This window comes from Stenotrophomonas sp. Marseille-Q4652, assembly GCF_916618915.1.
Taxonomy (GTDB): Bacteria; Pseudomonadota; Gammaproteobacteria; order Xanthomonadales; family Xanthomonadaceae; genus Stenotrophomonas.
Genome location: NZ_CAKAKE010000001.1, coordinates 1,058,445 through 1,074,009, shown reverse-complemented (window position 1 = coordinate 1,074,009; position 15,565 = coordinate 1,058,445). Strand labels below are relative to the sequence as shown.

The window sequence follows — 15,565 nt, the reverse complement described above, 5'->3', positions numbered from 1 at the left end:
GGTTCCCGAACGACCCGCTTTGCTTTATCGGCGGCTGCGGCACGGCATTGACCGACACCGGAAATCCAACTCGCAGAACCGCGTGGCGGCATCACACATCGACCAGAGCACGAGTGGAGCGGGCCCGTCGCGACACGCTCCTTGCACTGCGCAAGGAAAAGGCCCCGATGCACTGCATCGGGGCCTCTGGTTTTCATCAGCGGCAAGGCGGGATCAGAACTCCTGCCAGTCCGAGTCGGTGGTTTCCACCGCGGCTACGCGGGCTGCCTTGCGCGGGGCAGGGGCGGCTGGTGCGGCCACGGGACGCGGGGCGACGGGAGCGGCGGCACGCGGAGCAGGACTGGCATCGGCCACGAACTTCTCGTCCAGCTTGAACACCGCCACCTCGTTGGCGAGATGGATGGCCTGTTCTTCCATCGACCGGGCGGCAGCGGTGGCTTCCTCCACCAGCGCGGCGTTCTGCTGGGTGGTTTCGTCCATCTGGGTGACGGTCTGGTTGACCTGCTCGATGCCGCTGGACTGCTCCTGCGACGCCGCGGAGATCTCGGCCATGATGTCGGTCACGCGCTGCACGCTGGTCACGATCTCGCCCATGGTGGTGCCGGCCTTGCGGACCAGGGTGGAGCCGGTGGACACCTTGTCCACCGAATCGTCGATCAGGCCCTTGATCTCCTTGGCGGCACCGGCCGAACGCTGGGCCAGGGTGCGCACTTCCGAGGCCACGACCGCAAAGCCGCGACCCTGTTCACCGGCACGGGCGGCTTCCACCGCGGCGTTGAGCGCCAGGATGTTGGTCTGGAAGGCGATGCCGTCGATGACCGAGATGATGTCGGCGATCTTCTTGGAGGACTGCTCGATCGCGCTCATCGTGGTCACCACCTGGCCAACCACTTCGCCGCCCTGCGAGGCGACCGAGGCGGCACCGATGGCCAGCTGGTTGGCCTGGCGGGCCGATTCGGCGTTCTGGCGCACGGTGGAGGTCAGTTCCTCCATCGAGGCGGCGGTCTCTTCCAGGTTGGCGGCCTGCTGCTCGGTACGACGCGACAGGTCGGCGTTGCCGCTGGCGATCTCGGTGGCGGCGGCGTTGATGGCCACCGACGACTGCTTGATGCGGCTGACGATGCCGGTCAGCTGTTCGGCCGTGGCATTGGCGTCGTCGCGCATCCGGGCAAACACGCCCTGGAAGTCGCCGTGCATGCGCACGGTCAGGTCGCCATGCGACAGCGCCGACAGCAGGTTGGAGATCTGCTCGATGCTGTTGGTGTTGGCGTCCAGCAGGCTGTTGATCTGCTGGGCCAGCTGCAGGAAGAAGCCTTCCTTGCCTTCGGCTTCGACACGCTCGGAGAGGTCGCCGGCCGCGGCGGCGCGGATCACATGCGCCACTTCCTGCTCGACCTGGACTTCCGCGGTGCGGTCACGCCACTCGACGACGTTGCCGACCGGCTCGCCATCGGCGTCGCGGATGGTGCTGATGATCTGCGCGAAGATCGCATCGCCGTACTGCATCGGGCGGCGGACCACGCCATCGCGTGCCAGCTTGGACGCGGTGTCCTGGTCCACGGTGCCGTTGTGTTCCAGGTAGGACACGGACTTGCCGACCAGCGGCTCGGCCGGGTCGAACTGCGGTAGGGCGACCACGACATCCTCGGCATGGGAGCGCAGCAGGCCTTCCAGTGCCGGGTTGGCGTAGACGATCTTCAGTTCCGGATCGGTGATGTAGACGCCGGTGGTGGAGCAGTCCAGCGCGGTGCGGATACGCAGGTTCTCGGCGGCGACGCGGGCGTCGGCCTCGATGCGTTCGCGCAGGTCGTGCTGCATGCGCTGCATGGCGCGCATCAGGTCGCCGACCTCATCCTTGCGCGAGGCATCGATGCGGCCGTCGAGCTTGCCACTGGCGATCTCGTTGGCGGTGGTCACCGCGCCCTGCATGTTGCGCACCAGCGAGCGGGCGAACAGCCATGCCAGCACCAGGCCGCAGGCGATGCCGACCAGCAGGGCGATCGAGGTCAGGGTGGCGGAGGCGTTGTAGGTGGACGCGGCGGCGGCGCCGGCCTCGACCGAGCGACGGTTCTCGTCCTCGATCAGCGCGCCCAGCGAGGCGGAGGCCTTGCGATGCAGGCTGCGGGTCTCGCCAACGAAGGTGTCCACCGCGTCGTCGGGCAGTTCCAGCTCCAGCAACTCGGTCACCGAGTCATAGGAAACCAGAGCCGCTTCCCAGTCGGCCACGAAGGTATCGAACAGCTTGCGCTGTGCCGGGTCGTCGATCAGCCTGGGATAGGCCTTGATGGCCTCCTCGATGTGGGCGCGGATCTCAACGCTCTGCTTCTGCGCGTCGGCCTTGACGTCGGCGCTGGCGCGGATGAGGCCCTGGTAGGCGACATTGCGGTACTCGCCGACCATGCCGCGCAGCTCACCGGCGGTACGGATGCTCTCCATCCGCTTCTGCGCAAGGTCGGTGGTGACCGAGTCGAGCGAGCTCAGGCCCTTGTAGGCCACGATGCCCTGGATGAGCATCACGAACAGCACGATGCCGAAGGTGAGCATCAGCTTCGGCATCAATTTGAGGTTGTTGATCCACTGCATCGGGGCAGGACTCCAGAAACTCGCCGGACGGCCGTCCGGCGGGACGGGCACCGGCGAGCGCCGGCGCCCACGCGGATTACTTGATGTTGGCCAGCTTCAGTCCGGCCGGCGAGCTGACTTCGATCTCGGCGCGCGATGCGTCACGCTTGATCATGCCGATCACGCACACGTCCTTGCCTTCCAGCGATTCCAGCGGGAAGTTGAACTTGCCGCGGTTGGCGCCGGCGATGCGGGCGGAGAAGGTGTGGCGGGGGAAAGCGCCGCCCATGTGCAGGAAGGTCGGCTGGCCTTCGGAGCCTTCGGCGTAGCGGGCCTTCTCGACCTTGCCGCAGACCATGCCTTCCTTGCCGGTGTTACGGGCGGCCAGTTCCGGCGGGATCATGTCCGCGGCCCGGGCGATGTTCACGGGAGCGGCCATGGCCAGCGCAGCAATGGCTGCAAGGGGGAGTAACGTCTTCATCGGGAATCTCCGGTAGTGATAAAAGCTCCGGCCCGCGGGAGCGGGCAGGACATGTTTCTGCTATCGGCGGTCGGCCGCAGATCTGAAGGCCGCATCGATCGATTCGATTGATCGAATCTGGCCTTTCATTTTCAGGCGGCTTCCTCGACGGCCTTGGCCTGGCCCAGCTCGGCGCTGTCCAGCAGGGTCTCGATGTCGAGCAGGATCAGCATGCGGTCGTCCTGGGTGCCGATGCCCGAGATGAAGCGGGTATCGACGGCGGCGCCGAATTCCGGGGTCGGGCGGATCTGCTCGGGGGCCAGCGGGATCACGTCGGACACGCTGTCCACGACGATGCCGACCACGCGGTCTTCCACGTTGAGCACGATCATCACGGTGAAGGCGTCGTAGCGGGCTTCGTCCAGGCGCAGCTTCAGGCGCAGGTCGATGACCGGCACGATGGTGCCGCGCAGGTTGATCACGCCCTTGATGTAGTCCGGGGCGTCCGGGACCTTGGTCACCGAGTCATAGCCACGGATTTCCTGGACCTTGAGGATGTCCACGCCGTAGTGCTCGTTGCCGAGGGTGAAGCTGAGGTATTCACCGGCGGCGCCGGTGTTCTGGGAGTTGATGTCGTTCATCGGTTTTCCTGATCCTGGCCAGGGGCAGCCGTAAGGAGGGGTACAGCCGGGGTATCGGCACCGGAGGGCGGCGACTTTAGTGGCGGTCAGAGGTCGCCGTTCTTGCGGGCACTGCGCTGGCGCTCGATGCGGAAGATGTAGCGCTGGATGGCGGCATCGCCCCCGCGGGGCATGTCGTCGAAGCGCAGGCCCACGCGCTGGATTTCCACGCCGTTGGGCATGACCTGGGTGCGGACGTTGCAGGCCACCAGGGTGACGGTCATCGGCGGGGCGTCAGGCAGGGCCAGCTGGCAGCCGGGATAGCGCTGCTGCATGGAGAACACGTGCTGGTCGGCCGGCAGCGCCAGCGAGATGCCGCCGCCGCTGATGTCCATCACCCGGAACGAAGCGCCGCCGCCGCTGTCGCCGCGGGGAACATGGCAGGTAGGCGAGTCGGTGACGGGCGTCTCCAGCCGGTACAGCTCGCGTCGTTGCAGGTGGATCATCTCCTCGGGGATATCGGCGCGGAAGCCGGTATGCGCGCCATTGCGGACGCGGACCAGGCCGTCCAGGCGGAAGCGCACCGTCACCCGTTCCAGCTGGGCAAAGCACAGCAGATGCGGCGCGGCCTCGGCGGCCGCGTTGGCGGCCTCGGACGGGCTGCCGTCGATCAGGAGCTCGTCGTCATCGAGTTCCAGGATCGCGGTAGGGAATGACTGTTCGCGGCCAGCCAGGTGGGCATTGATCAGCGAGCGCTGGTCGATCATTGCCTGCAGCAGCTGGCGGATCTGGCGCGGGTTGCGTACCAGATAGCGCTCATCCTGCTCGTCGGACGCTTCGTGCGCCGCTGGGGTTTTTTCGTCTGTCATGGCGCTCTGTTGGGAGGGACAGTCGTCGACCGCCGTCTCCGAAGACGGGTGGACAGCAAGGGGTATCGGCCGGCCGTGGCGGGTCTTTAGCGGGGCCGTGGAGGATGCTGTCCGCGGACTGCCGCCCGACCGGCAGGGGTCGGCACGGTCCTGCGGGATCCACCGGCGGTCGCGAAGGCGGACCGCCGGTGGGTAGGGGCAGGCTGGGCCCGCTGCGTTTTCCAGTGGTGGATCAGAACTCCTGCCACTCGGCGTCGGCTGCGGTTTCCATCACCGCGTCCACCTTTGCACGGGCCGCCGGGCGGGGCTGCGTGCGTTTTGCCGGGGCTGGGGCGGTGGGCTGGCGTGCCGGCGCGGCGGCCGCGGGCTGGCCCGCGACGCGGAACACGGCCACGGCTTCCATCAGCTGCGAGGCCTGCTCCTCCATCGAGCGGGCGGCAGCGGTGGCTTCTTCCACCAGCGCGGCGTTCTGCTGGGTGGTCTCGTCCATCTGGGTCACGGTCTTGTTGACCTGTTCGATGCCCGAGGACTGTTCCTGCGACGCCGCCGAGATCTCGGCCATGATGTCGGTGACGCGCTGGACCGAGTTCACGATCTCGCCCATGGTGCTGCCGGCCTGGTTCACCAATGCCGAGCCCTCGGAGACCTTGTCGACCGAGTCGTCGATCAGGGTCTTGATCTCCTTGGCGGCACCGGCCGAACGCTGGGCCAGGGTGCGCACTTCCGAAGCCACGACGGCAAAGCCGCGGCCCTGCTCGCCGGCACGCGCGGCTTCCACCGCGGCGTTCAACGCCAGGATGTTGGTCTGGAAGGCGATCCCGTCGATCACACTGATGATGTCGGCGATCTTCTTCGAAGACTGCTCGATGGCCGTCATCGTGGTCACGACATGGCCCACGACCTGGCCGCCCTGCGAGGCGACGCCGTGGGCACCGATGGCCAGCTGGTTGGCCTGGCGGGCGTGTTCGGCGTTCTGGCGCACGGTGGAGGTGAGTTCCTCCATCGAGGCGGCGGTTTCTTCCAGGTTGGCAGCCTGCTGCTCGGTGCGGCGCGACAGGTCGGCGTTGCCCGAGGCAATCTCCCCGGCCGCGAGGTTGATGCTGTCGGCCGAGGCCTGGATACGGCTGACCATGCTGGTGAGCTGGGCGACGGTGGCGTTGGCGTCATCGCGCATGCGGGCGAACACACCGTGGAAGTCGCCGTCCATGCGTACGGTCAGGTCGCCCTCGGCCAGTGACTGCAGCAGTGCGGACAGCTGCGCCAGGTTGCGGTCGCTGGTCGCCATCATCGCGTTCAGGCCCTGCACCATCTGCCGGAAATCGTGGTTGAAGCGGGACTCGTCGCCACGCACGCTGAAGTCGCCGGCGGCCGCGGCCCGTGCCAGGCGCTTGATCTCGCCGTTGATTGCCAGCAACGCCTGCTTGGCCGCATCCATCGCCTCGTGCAGGAAGGCGCGCGAGCCGGGCAGGCGGCGGGCGTCCTGGGCCAGGTCGCCGTGGGCGTAGCGGTCCAGCACGCTGATCGCATCGCGGAAGGCGTCCAGGTGCTCGAACATCATGGTGTTGATGCCATGCGCCAGCTCGCCATACACGCCGGGGAAATCCTCCGGCATGCGGTGGCTGATGTCCTCGGCGGCATGCAGCCGGATCATGGTGCCGGTCTCGCGCGAGAAGCGCTCGAGCATGTGCACCATCTCGTCGGTGGCCTTGAGCATCTGGCCGACCTCGTCGCTGCCGTGGTGGCCGCTGCGAACGCCCAGGTCACCGCGCGAAACGCCGCGGATCGCGGCCAGTGCACGCGATACCGGCTCCAGCACGGAGTAGCCGATCGCCCAGCCGATAGCCATGGTCAGCAGCACCAGCCCGCCGCCGACGAAGGTCATGATGAAGGTGAACTGCAGGGCCTGCGCCTGCGTGTCGTCGAGGTAGACGCCGGTGCCGACCACCCAGCCCCAGGGTTTGTAGAGCGCTGCGTAGGAAGTCTTGGGAACGGGATCCTTCTCACCGGCCTTGGCCCAGGCGTAGTCCACGTGCCCGCCGCCGGCCTGCGCAACGCGGACGAACTCGGGGAAGATGCGCTTGCCATCGGCACTGAGCACGTCGGCGATGGGCTTGCCGATCAGGTCCGGGCGGGTGGGGTGCATCAGCATGCGCGGTTCTTCATCGGTGACGAAAAAGTAGTCCACGCCGTTGTTGGCCTGCATCGCCGACAGGCTTGCCAGGGCCAGGCGCTGGCCCTCGGCCTCGTCGATGTGGCCATCGGCAACCTGTCCGGCGTAATGCTCGATCACGCCCAGCGCCATCTCGGTCTGCGCCTTGAGGCCGGCCTGGCGGGTACTGTTGAGATCGAGGTACTGGATGCGGGCGGCGATGACCGCCAGCACGATGGTGCCGATGGCCACCAGTACGGTCTGGATCAGGAATTTACGCTTGAGTGGCAGGTTGGACAGCTTTCTTGCGAGGAGGGTGTCGAGCTTCATGCGGCGGTCTCTGCAGGGCCAGCCAGGCCGGTGTGGGCGGATCTGCTGGCCAGCACGCGGCGGGCCACGCAGGTCCCTCGTTGTTGCTAGGGGAGCCGGTGCCTGGTGCTTCCGGCTTCCCCTGGTGGAAGGTTGTTCCACGGCGTCCATGCGGCAGTACGACAGGTGTTGCACGAACGCCTGCGGGTTGTGCGCAGCCGCGGGCGACAGGGTTCAGGAACGCGGGGCCGATGCCGCGGCGATGCGGGTCACGCGGTCGCGTACCAGTCCGGCCACGCCGGCGTCCTGCGACAGCCGGAAACTGGCGACGGCTTCGACCAGCTGCGCGGCCTGTTCCTCCATCGAGCGCGCGGCGGCAGTGGCTTCCTCCACCAGCGCGGCGTTCTGCTGGGTGGTTTCGTCCATCTGGTTGACGGTGTGGTTGACCTGTTCGATGCCGGCGCTCTGTTCCTGCGAGGCGGCGGAGATCTCGGCCATGATGTCGGTCACGCGCTGGACGCTGGTGACGATCTCGCCCATCGTGCTGCCGGCCTGGTTGACCAGCGCCGAGCCCTCGGACACCTTCTCGACCGAGTCGTCGATCAGGGTCTTGATCTCCTTGGCGGCACCGGCCGAACGCTGGGCCAGGGTCCGCACCTCCGAGGCGACCACGGCGAAGCCGCGGCCCTGTTCGCCGGCACGGGCGGCTTCCACCGCGGCGTTCAACGCCAGGATGTTGGTCTGGAAGGCGATGCCGTCGATGACCGAGATGATGTCGGCGATCTTCTTCGACGAGGCCTCGATGGCCGACATCGTGGTCACGACCTGGCCCACGACCTGGCCGCCCTGCGAGGCGACGCCTTGCGCGCCGATGGCGAGCTGGTTGGCCTGGCGGGCGTGCTCGGCATTCTGGCGCACGGTGGAGGTGAGTTCCTCCATCGAGGCGGCGGTTTCTTCCAGGTTGGCGGCCTGCTGTTCGGTACGGCGCGACAGATCCGAGTTGCCCGAGGCAATCTCGCCGGCAGCCAGGCTGATGCTGTCGGCCGCGGACTGGATGCGGCCGACGATGGTGGTCAGCTGTGCGACGGTGGCGTTGGCGTCATCACGCATGCGGGCGAACACGCCGTGGAAGTCGCCGTCCATGCGCACGGTGAGGTCGCCGCGGGCGATGGCCTGCAGCAGGGCGGAGACCTCGGCCAGGTTGCCGTCGGTGGTCTCCATCAGCCGGTTGAGCCCGGCCACCATCCCGCCGAATTCGTACTGGAATCGACCCTCGTCACCGCGCTGGCTGAAATCGCCGGCGGCGGCGGCCGTGGCCAGGCGCCGGATTTCGCCGTTGATGGCCGACAGGCTGGCCTTGGTCGCGCCGATGGCCTCGGTGATGGCGGCCTTCTCCCCGGGCAGGCGGTCCATGTCCACCGACAGGTCACCGGCGGCGTAGCGGCGCATGACCTCCACGACCTTGAGCTGGACCGCGATGTGCTGCGATACCAGCGCGTTGGCGCCTTCCACCAGCTGGCCGTACTCGCCCGGGAACCGGGCTGCATCGATGCGGTAGCTGATCTGGCCTTCCTCGTGCATCCGGTTCATTTCGAGCTGGGCGGCGATCACTGCCTGCACCTGCGACTTCATGCGCTGCATGGAGACCAGCAGTTTGCCGACCTCGTCCTGGCGCGAGGTATCCACGCGGGTGTCGAGCCGGCCCTGGGCCACGTCGTCGGCCACGCGCACCGCATCGGCCAGCGGGCGGACGATGGAGCGGGTGATGGCCACGCCCAGCGCGACAGCCAGGCCGAGGATCAGCAGCAGGCCAATGATCACCGCGGCCACCGACTGCTTGTGCACGCGGTTGGACTCGGCGATCACCTTGCCCAGTTCGTCCTGGTTGTACCTGGACATCTCCTTGAGCTGGTCGAACAGCTCGCGGCGGATCTTGCGCGACTCGTCGTCGGAAATCGCGCGGGCGGCGGCGAAGTCGTCGGCGGCAATGGCTTCGGCGATGCGGTCGTTGGCGGCGAAATAGGCTGCGCGCAGCGACTGCATGTTCTCGTACATCGCCTTTTCCTCGGGCGCGTACTCGCTGGGGATGTCGTCGTAGGCCTTCTCGGAGGCCTCGATCACGCCGCGCACATCGGCCAGGCGCTTGCGGTAGTCGGCCAGCCGCTCCTCGTTGCCCTGGAAATTGAGCTGGGCCTGCTCGAAGGTGCGGAACTCGCCGAGCTGGGCGCGCATTTCACCCAGATGCTGCACGGCCGGCATCCAGTTGGTATTGACCTCCTGCATGCGTACGTCGGAAAGCTGCATGCGCCACAGCGAAAACACGCCCAGCATTACCGTCAGTGCGCAGGTGCTGGCAAAGGCCAGCAGCAGCTTGCGGGTGATGGGCAGGTTCTGGAACCACTTCATGATGCTCTCCAAAGGCCAGGGACAACACGCCGCCGCGCTGCCCGGATATCCGCGGCAGGGCTGCGGTCGCAGGTGCTGCTGCGGAGGCGCAAAAAAGAACGCGCCGCTGGATGAGTTAGCGGCGCGCGCTTGACTTTCTTGAAGGTGTGTAGTCCGGCTGGATGCCGGCCGTGGGCGACGGGATCAGAAGTGCAGCTGGGCCCGCAGTTCCAGGGCCCGCGGACGGACGTGGACGGCGCCGCGGCGGGCATCGGCCCACACATGGTTGGCCTGGAACTTGAGGTGGCGGCCCACGTACCAGTTGGCGCCCACGGTCCAGTTGCTTTCGCGCCCACCGGCGATGCCGTCACTGTCCAGGTCGATATGGCTGTAGCGGGCCAGCAGTTCGACCGCACCGGCCTTGCCTTCCGGCCTGGGGTTGGCGATGTTGCCGCCGCTGTAGACACGCGACTCGCCGGTGACCAGCCAGCTGCCGGACAGGTACCAGCCGTCGCTGGCGTAGTTGCCCAGCCCCCCGCGGCGCGAGGTTTCCTGGCGCAGGTATTCGCCCTGCAGCGACCACGGCCCTTCGATCCACAGCGCCTCGATGCCGTGGCGGTCGATGCGGTCGATATTGGCCAGGGTGCCGGAGTCGACCAGGCGCACGCCGGTCAGCGAGACCTCGGGCTTGGCGCGCCAGCGCACGCTGGGCAGCACTTCGACGCCGCGGCCGTTGATCTCCGGGTCGGGCAGCTCGCGGGTGCCGGACAGGCCCAGGTGCAGCACCTGGCCGTCCTGCTTGCGCGGCGTCCACGCCACGCGTGCGGCCATGCTGTTGCCGGGGTTGTTGCCGTGCAGGTCGTCGGCGTACCAGCCGGCGTTGAACAGCCAGCGCGGCTGTTCCAGCGACCAGTCCACGCCGAGGCGGCGGCCCTCGTAGAAGGCCTGGGTGGCGATCGAGTTCTCCATGAACGAGCCGTTGCGGGTGGCCGAGTTGCCCTCGAAGCCGAGCGGCAGTTTCATGTGGCCCACGCGCAGCTTGCCCACGTCGCGACCGAACAGCGCCTTGCTCTCCAGGCGCAGGGTCACGTCCATCCATGTCTCGTTGTGCAGGTCGTAGGCGACCGCGATGTCGTACACGCCCTTGCGCTTGATGTTGAGGCCGAGCTCATGGCGGCGCCAGGCATCATCGTCCTGCAGCCCGGTGCCATCGGCATCGACGCGGTTGAGGTCGTAGGCGATGTTGCCGGTCAGCGAGACCTCGGTGCCGTTGGCCGGGCTCCAGCGCGGCGGCCACAGGCTGGCATCGCTGGACGGGGACTGCGCGAGCGCGCAGGCAGGCGCGGCCAGGCTGGCCACGGCAAGCAGGAAGGAAGACTTCATTGTGGGGGGGCCTTCGTACAGCGGGCGGGGAATTGCGCCACGCCCGGAGGCGTGGCGTCAAACCGCGATGGGGATCACGCCGCTTCGGCGATGCGCAGCGAACGCACCAGGCCACCGATGTCCACGATCAGCGCGACACGGCCGTCGCCGAGGATGGTGGCGCCGGACACGCCACTGATGCGACGGTAGTTGTTCTCGATGTTCTTGACCACGACCTGCTGCTGGCCGACCAGTTCGTCGACTTCCAGCGCGATCTTCTGGCCGTCGCCTTCGACCACCACCACCAGCGGATCGGGGTTGGCGCCTTCGGCACCGTAGGCGTAGTACTCGCGCAGCGACAGGATCGGCAGGTACTCGCCGCGGACGCGCAGCACGCGGCCTTCGCCGGCCATGGTGCGGATGTCCTCTTCCTTGGGCTGCAACGCTTCGAGCACGTAGGCCAGCGGCAGGATCAGCGTCTCGCCACCAACGGACACGGTCATGCCGTCGAGGATGGCCAGGGTCAGCGGCAGGCGGATCAGGGTGCGGGTACCGGCACCGGCGCTGGATTCGATCTGCACCTCGCCACCCAGGGCCTGGATGTTGCGGCGGACCACGTCCATGCCCACGCCACGACCGGACAGGTCGGTGACGGCATCGGCGGTGGAGAAGCCCGGTGCGAAGATCAGGTCCCAGACCTGGGCGTCGGTCGGGTTGTCCGGCACGGCCAGGCCGCGTTCCTGGGCCTTGGCCAGGATCTTGTCGCGGTTCAGGCCGCGCCCGTCGTCGCTGACCTCGATGACGATGTGGCCGCCCTGGTGCGAAGCCGCCAGGGTGATGGTGCCGGTCTCGTCCTTGCCGGCCTGGCAACGCACGTCGGGCATTTCCAGGCCGTGGTCGATGGAGTTGCGGACCAGGTGGACCAGCGGATCGGCGATCTTCTCGATCAGGCCCTTGTCCAGCTCGGTGCCTTCGCCGATGGTGCGCAGGCGCACGTGCTTGCCCAGGCGGGTGGACAGGTCGCGGACCAGACGCGGGAAGCGGCGGAACACGGCGTCCACCGGCAGCATGCGCACGCCGATGACGGCTTCCTGCAGGTCGCGGGTATTGCGTTCGAGCAGGTCCAGGCCGGCGAACAGGCGCTCGGCGTGGACCGGGTCCAGCCCGCCGGAGACCTGCTTGAGCATGGCCTGGGTGATGACCAGCTCGCCGACCAGGTTGATCAGCGCATCGACCTTGTCGACGCTGACGCGGATCGATGTCTCGGCTTCGCTGGACGCAGCGGCGGGAGCGGAAGCTCCACCGGCAGCCGGACGTGCCGCTTCGGCGGGAGCCGGGGCAGCGGCCGGGGCCTGAACGGCCAGGCTCGGCGGCGCGGCGACCGGACGGATCTCCAGTTCGCAGTCGTCCACGACCCAGGCGAAGGTGTCCTCGATCTTGGCGCGCGGGATCCTGCCAACCAGGCCCAGGTCCCAGGCCATGTAGGCCTCGAGCGGGTCCAGGTGGGCGAACTCGGGCAGCTTCTCCAGGCGCGAGGCGACCTGCAGCGAGCCCAGGCTTTCCAGTTCGCGGATGATGCGCAGCGGATCATTGCCGCTCATGAACAGGCCGGGCGCCGGGGTGAAGCCGATCTGCCAGCCTTCCGGCTCGGGCTCGGCGGCTGCGGCGGCGGCCGGGGCGGCGCTGGTGGCCTTGCCCGACAGCACCGCTTCCAGGCGTTCCTTCACCGCGCGCACCGATTCGGGGTCGGCCGGCTGGCCGTGTTCGGCTTCGCGCAGCAGGGCGCGCAGTACGTCCACCGAGGCCAGCATGGCGTCGACCGCGGCGCTTTCCAGTGCACGCTTGCCGGCGCGCAGCTCGTCGAGCAGGGTTTCCAGCACGTGGGTGAGGCCGGCAATGGCATCGAAGCCGAAGGTGCCGGCGCCGCCCTTGATCGAATGCGCGGCGCGGAAAACCGAGTTGATGGTTTCGGCATCGTGCTGGCCGTCTTCCATCGCGAGCAGACCGGCTTCCATGGCGTCCAGTCCTTCGCGGCTTTCCTCGAAGAAGGTGGCGTGGAAACGTTGCAGGTCCATACTCATTGGCGCGCTATCCGATCGTTTTTGCGGTGGGGGTATCAGCCCAGGACTTTCTGGACGGTGGCGACCAGCTGTTCCGGGTTGAACGGCTTGACCAGCCAGCCGGTGGCACCGGCGGCCTTGCCTTCGGACTTCTTGTCGGCGGCCGACTCGGTGGTCAGCATCAGCATCGGGGTGAACTTGTAGTCCGGCAGCTGGCGCAGCTCGCGGATCAGCGAGATGCCGTCCATGTTCGGCATGTTGACGTCGGTGACCACCGCGTTGAACTTCGCGCCCTTGGCGCGACCGAGCGCAACGGCGCCGTCTTCGGCTTCTTCGACGGAAAAACCGGCCGAGGTGAGGGCGAATGAGACCATCTGGCGCATCGACGCCGAGTCGTCCACCACCAAGATACGTGCGCTCATGCAGCGTTCTCCACAGATTTCAGGTTGTCAGTAGTTGCGTCCAGGCCCAGGGCCTGGGTAACGCCAAGCAGGCGCGCGGCGTCGCGGAAGGTATCGGTGCAACCGTCGAAGCCGGTGGCGTGGCCAGCCTTGCGGCGGGCCTCGACGAAGGCGCACAGCAGCTGCATTGCCGCGGTGTGGATACGACCGACCTGGCTGGCATCCACGCGCAGCAGGCCCTCGTGTTCCAGGTGGGCGGCAAGTTGTTGTTTCAGCTCGGTGCTGGTCTCGATTCCGAGATCCTGACCCAGTGCCACAGTGCTCATCATTGCTCCGGACGAACGGTTCTAGGTCTGATAACGGCGCTTTCGTGGAAAGCTTTAGGGCTTGGTGCCAGGTTCTTTCCTGTCGCCCGCGGGCCGCTCAGTGCAGCAGCACGCTGGCGTCGAGCAGGATCATCGGCCGGGAGCCGAGCCGTGCCACGCCGCGGAACAGGTCATTGGAGATCTGGCAGATGCGCGCTGTATCCGGCGGTTCGATCTGCGAGTCGGTGAGGTTGGCCACGTCCTCGACCGCGGACACCTTCAGGCCCAGGGCTTCGCCGTCCTCTTCCAGGACGACGATGCGGGTGAGGGCATCGTCCTCCACCGGCACGCCGCCGAGGCGGATTCCCAGGTCGATGACCGGGACCACCTGGCCGCGCAGGTTCATGATGCCCAGCGTGGCCGGCGGCGTGCCGCGCAGCGGCAGCAGCGGCACCGGCAGCACCACTTCCTGCACCTTCAGCAGCTCCAGCGCATAGGGCTGGGCGCCGCAGCGCAGCCGCAGCCAGCGGGTGGTGCGTTCGGAGGCGCGGCGGTTGTGGTGCGGCGAGCTGGCGATGCGGGCCTGGGCCTGCAGCTCGTTCCAGGCGGCGTTGGTGGACGGCGGTGGAACGGGGCGGGAGGCTTGGGGCATGGGAGCCGGCGCTCGGATCGGGGCGGGGGCGGGTGCAGTGGGAGCCGCAGGTGCCGGCGGCAGACCCGGTGCCCGGGCAACGGCTGGCGTAACCGGTGTCTGGGTGACGGGAGCGGCGGGAGCAGGTGCAGGTGCCAGCGGTGGCTCAACGGCGGTGGCGGCTTCGGCGACCGGGCTGCCGGCTCCGATGGCCCCGGTGATGGTGGCCAGCTGCGGCTCCGTGACTTCTGCGGCCCCTCCGGGCACTTGAGCGACCTCATTCACCTCAGCGGCTTTAATCGTTCCCACCGCTTCAACCGCGTCTTCGTCTTCGACTTCGGCTGCCGCTTCCCCCTCGACGGCCTCGATCACCGCACCGTCGCTGGTGGCTTCTTCGGCCGCGTCATCGGTTTCCGCGGCGCAGGCCTCAGCGGCCACGCATGCTGCCTCGACGACATCGGCCCCAACGGCCACGGCATCGTCTGCGGCGGCTGCCGTGTCTTCGAAGTGGGCAGTTGCGTCAGCCGCTGCGGTCGCTTGGCTGGTTGCAGTCGGGTCTTGGTGTTGGCTGGCGGCGGCGCTGGACGGGATCGCATCCAGCAGCAGCTCCTCCAGGTAGTCGTCGAGTACGTCGGTGGGGTTCATGCAGCCTGCTCCAGGCACAGTGCGTCTTCGGCCAGGATCCATTCCAGGGCGCGGCGGTAGGCGGACAGGCCACGGCCCGGGTATTCACCGGCCACGGCCGCCACGGTCAGCGCCGAAGGGTTGCAGATGCGGGTGTCGACCGGGATCGCGTCTTCCCAGACGCGCTCGCCGTAGAGGTCCTGCATCTTCTTCAGGGTTTCGTTGCCGACGCGGGTGCGGCGGTCGAACAGCGTGGGCAGGATCGACACCGGCAGCGGACGGCGGCGCGAACGCTCGACCATCTCCGCGGTGCGGACCATGCCGGCCAGGCCGTGCAGGGCCAGCGGCTCGGCCTGGGTCGGGATGACCAGGCGGTGCGCGGCAGCCAGCGCGTTGATCATCAGCAGGCCCAGGGTGGGGGCGCAGTCCAGCAGGATGTAGTCGTGGCCGCCGGCGTGGCGGGTCAGTGCGTTCTGCAGGGCCAGGCCCAGGCCCGGCTGGCTGGCACTGCGGCGTTCCAGCGTGGCCAGTGCGGCCTGCGCGCAGATGAAGTCCAGCCCCGGGATCGCGCTGGGATTGGCCAGCGTGGCCAGTGCGGCCGGCGACTCGGCGAACAGGTCCAGCACGCCGCGCGGCGGCGGATCGACCGGGACGCCGAAGGCGCGGGTGAGTGAGGAGTGCGGGTCCAGGTCGATCAGCAGCACGCGCTTGCCCTGGGCGGCCAGGTTGCGGCCCAGCGCCAGGGTGGTGGTGGTCTTGCCGACGCCGCCTTTCTGGTTGGCAATGGCCCAGATGCGCATCAGGGAGCTCCTTCAATGGTCGTCGCCG

Annotated in this window: 12 protein-coding genes; all 12 read right to left on the bottom strand. The window is 68.0% G+C overall.

Annotated features, from left to right (window positions below):
- Positions 1-213: 213 nt before the first annotated feature.
- Positions 214-2,583, bottom strand: a complete 2,370-nt coding sequence (locus LG380_RS04935) for a methyl-accepting chemotaxis protein (protein WP_225763863.1) — start codon at positions 2,581-2,583, stop codon at positions 214-216.
- A gap of 76 nt (positions 2,584-2,659) precedes the next feature.
- Entirely contained in the window at positions 2,660-3,043 is a 384-nt protein-coding gene (locus LG380_RS04930) for a hypothetical protein (protein WP_225763862.1), read from the bottom strand.
- A gap of 131 nt (positions 3,044-3,174) precedes the next feature.
- Positions 3,175-3,663 carry a chemotaxis protein CheW gene (locus LG380_RS04925; protein ID WP_225763861.1) on the bottom strand — a complete coding sequence of 163 codons (489 nt, stop codon included), beginning with the start codon at positions 3,661-3,663 and terminating at the stop codon, positions 3,175-3,177.
- An 86-nt stretch (positions 3,664-3,749) separates the two neighbouring features.
- Complete coding sequence (locus LG380_RS04920; protein ID WP_225763860.1) at positions 3,750-4,511, bottom strand: flagellar brake protein; 762 nt, start codon at positions 4,509-4,511, stop codon at positions 3,750-3,752.
- A 232-nt stretch (positions 4,512-4,743) separates the two neighbouring features.
- Entirely contained in the window at positions 4,744-6,990 is a 2,247-nt protein-coding gene (locus LG380_RS04915; RefSeq protein WP_225763859.1) for a methyl-accepting chemotaxis protein, read from the bottom strand.
- Positions 6,991-7,203: 213 nt separating this feature from the next.
- Positions 7,204-9,375: a methyl-accepting chemotaxis protein gene (locus tag LG380_RS04910; RefSeq protein ID WP_225763858.1), complete on the bottom strand. Its 2,172-nt coding sequence runs from the start codon at positions 9,373-9,375 to the stop codon at positions 7,204-7,206.
- A gap of 183 nt (positions 9,376-9,558) precedes the next feature.
- Complete coding sequence (locus LG380_RS04905; RefSeq protein ID WP_225763857.1) at positions 9,559-10,737, bottom strand: porin; 1,179 nt, start codon at positions 10,735-10,737, stop codon at positions 9,559-9,561.
- Positions 10,738-10,811: 74 nt separating this feature from the next.
- The gene (locus LG380_RS04900; RefSeq protein WP_225763856.1) at positions 10,812-12,797 is read right to left on the bottom strand and encodes a chemotaxis protein CheA; all 1,986 of its coding nucleotides are present in this window, start codon (positions 12,795-12,797) and stop codon (positions 10,812-10,814) included.
- 35 nt (positions 12,798-12,832) lie between these two features.
- Positions 12,833-13,198 (bottom strand): response regulator, encoded by a 366-nt coding sequence (locus LG380_RS04895; RefSeq protein WP_225763855.1) that lies wholly within the window; start codon positions 13,196-13,198, stop codon positions 12,833-12,835.
- Positions 13,195-13,503, bottom strand: a complete 309-nt coding sequence (locus tag LG380_RS04890) for an STAS domain-containing protein (protein WP_225763854.1) — start codon at positions 13,501-13,503, stop codon at positions 13,195-13,197. The genes LG380_RS04895 and LG380_RS04890 overlap by 4 nt, the downstream gene beginning before the upstream one ends.
- Positions 13,504-13,600: 97 nt before the next feature.
- On the bottom strand, positions 13,601-14,758 hold the full coding sequence (locus LG380_RS04885; protein ID WP_225763853.1) for a chemotaxis protein CheW: 1,158 nt from the start codon (positions 14,756-14,758) through the stop codon (positions 13,601-13,603).
- A complete protein-coding gene (locus LG380_RS04880) occupies positions 14,755-15,537 on the bottom strand; it encodes a ParA family protein (protein ID WP_225763852.1) in 783 nt (260 codons plus the stop codon). The genes LG380_RS04885 and LG380_RS04880 overlap by 4 nt, the downstream gene beginning before the upstream one ends.
- Positions 15,538-15,565 lie beyond the last annotated feature (28 nt).

Coding starts and splice junctions, on each gene's coding strand:
- LG380_RS04935 (WP_225763863.1), bottom strand. CDS start 2,583: ATGCAGTGGATCAACAACCTCAAATTGATGCCGAAGCTGATGCTCACC.
- LG380_RS04930 (WP_225763862.1), bottom strand. CDS start 3,043: ATGAAGACGTTACTCCCCCTTGCAGCCATTGCTGCGCTGGCCATGGCC.
- LG380_RS04895 (WP_225763855.1), bottom strand. CDS start 13,198: ATGAGCGCACGTATCTTGGTGGTGGACGACTCGGCGTCGATGCGCCAG.
- LG380_RS04915 (WP_225763859.1), bottom strand. CDS start 6,990: ATGAAGCTCGACACCCTCCTCGCAAGAAAGCTGTCCAACCTGCCACTC.
- LG380_RS04925 (WP_225763861.1), bottom strand. CDS start 3,663: ATGAACGACATCAACTCCCAGAACACCGGCGCCGCCGGTGAATACCTC.
- LG380_RS04890 (WP_225763854.1), bottom strand. CDS start 13,503: ATGAGCACTGTGGCACTGGGTCAGGATCTCGGAATCGAGACCAGCACC.
- LG380_RS04905 (WP_225763857.1), bottom strand. CDS start 10,737: ATGAAGTCTTCCTTCCTGCTTGCCGTGGCCAGCCTGGCCGCGCCTGCC.
- LG380_RS04920 (WP_225763860.1), bottom strand. CDS start 4,511: ATGACAGACGAAAAAACCCCAGCGGCGCACGAAGCGTCCGACGAGCAG.
- LG380_RS04900 (WP_225763856.1), bottom strand. CDS start 12,797: ATGAGTATGGACCTGCAACGTTTCCACGCCACCTTCTTCGAGGAAAGC.
- LG380_RS04880 (WP_225763852.1), bottom strand. CDS start 15,537: ATGCGCATCTGGGCCATTGCCAACCAGAAAGGCGGCGTCGGCAAGACC.
- LG380_RS04910 (WP_225763858.1), bottom strand. CDS start 9,375: ATGAAGTGGTTCCAGAACCTGCCCATCACCCGCAAGCTGCTGCTGGCC.
- LG380_RS04885 (WP_225763853.1), bottom strand. CDS start 14,758: ATGAACCCCACCGACGTACTCGACGACTACCTGGAGGAGCTGCTGCTG.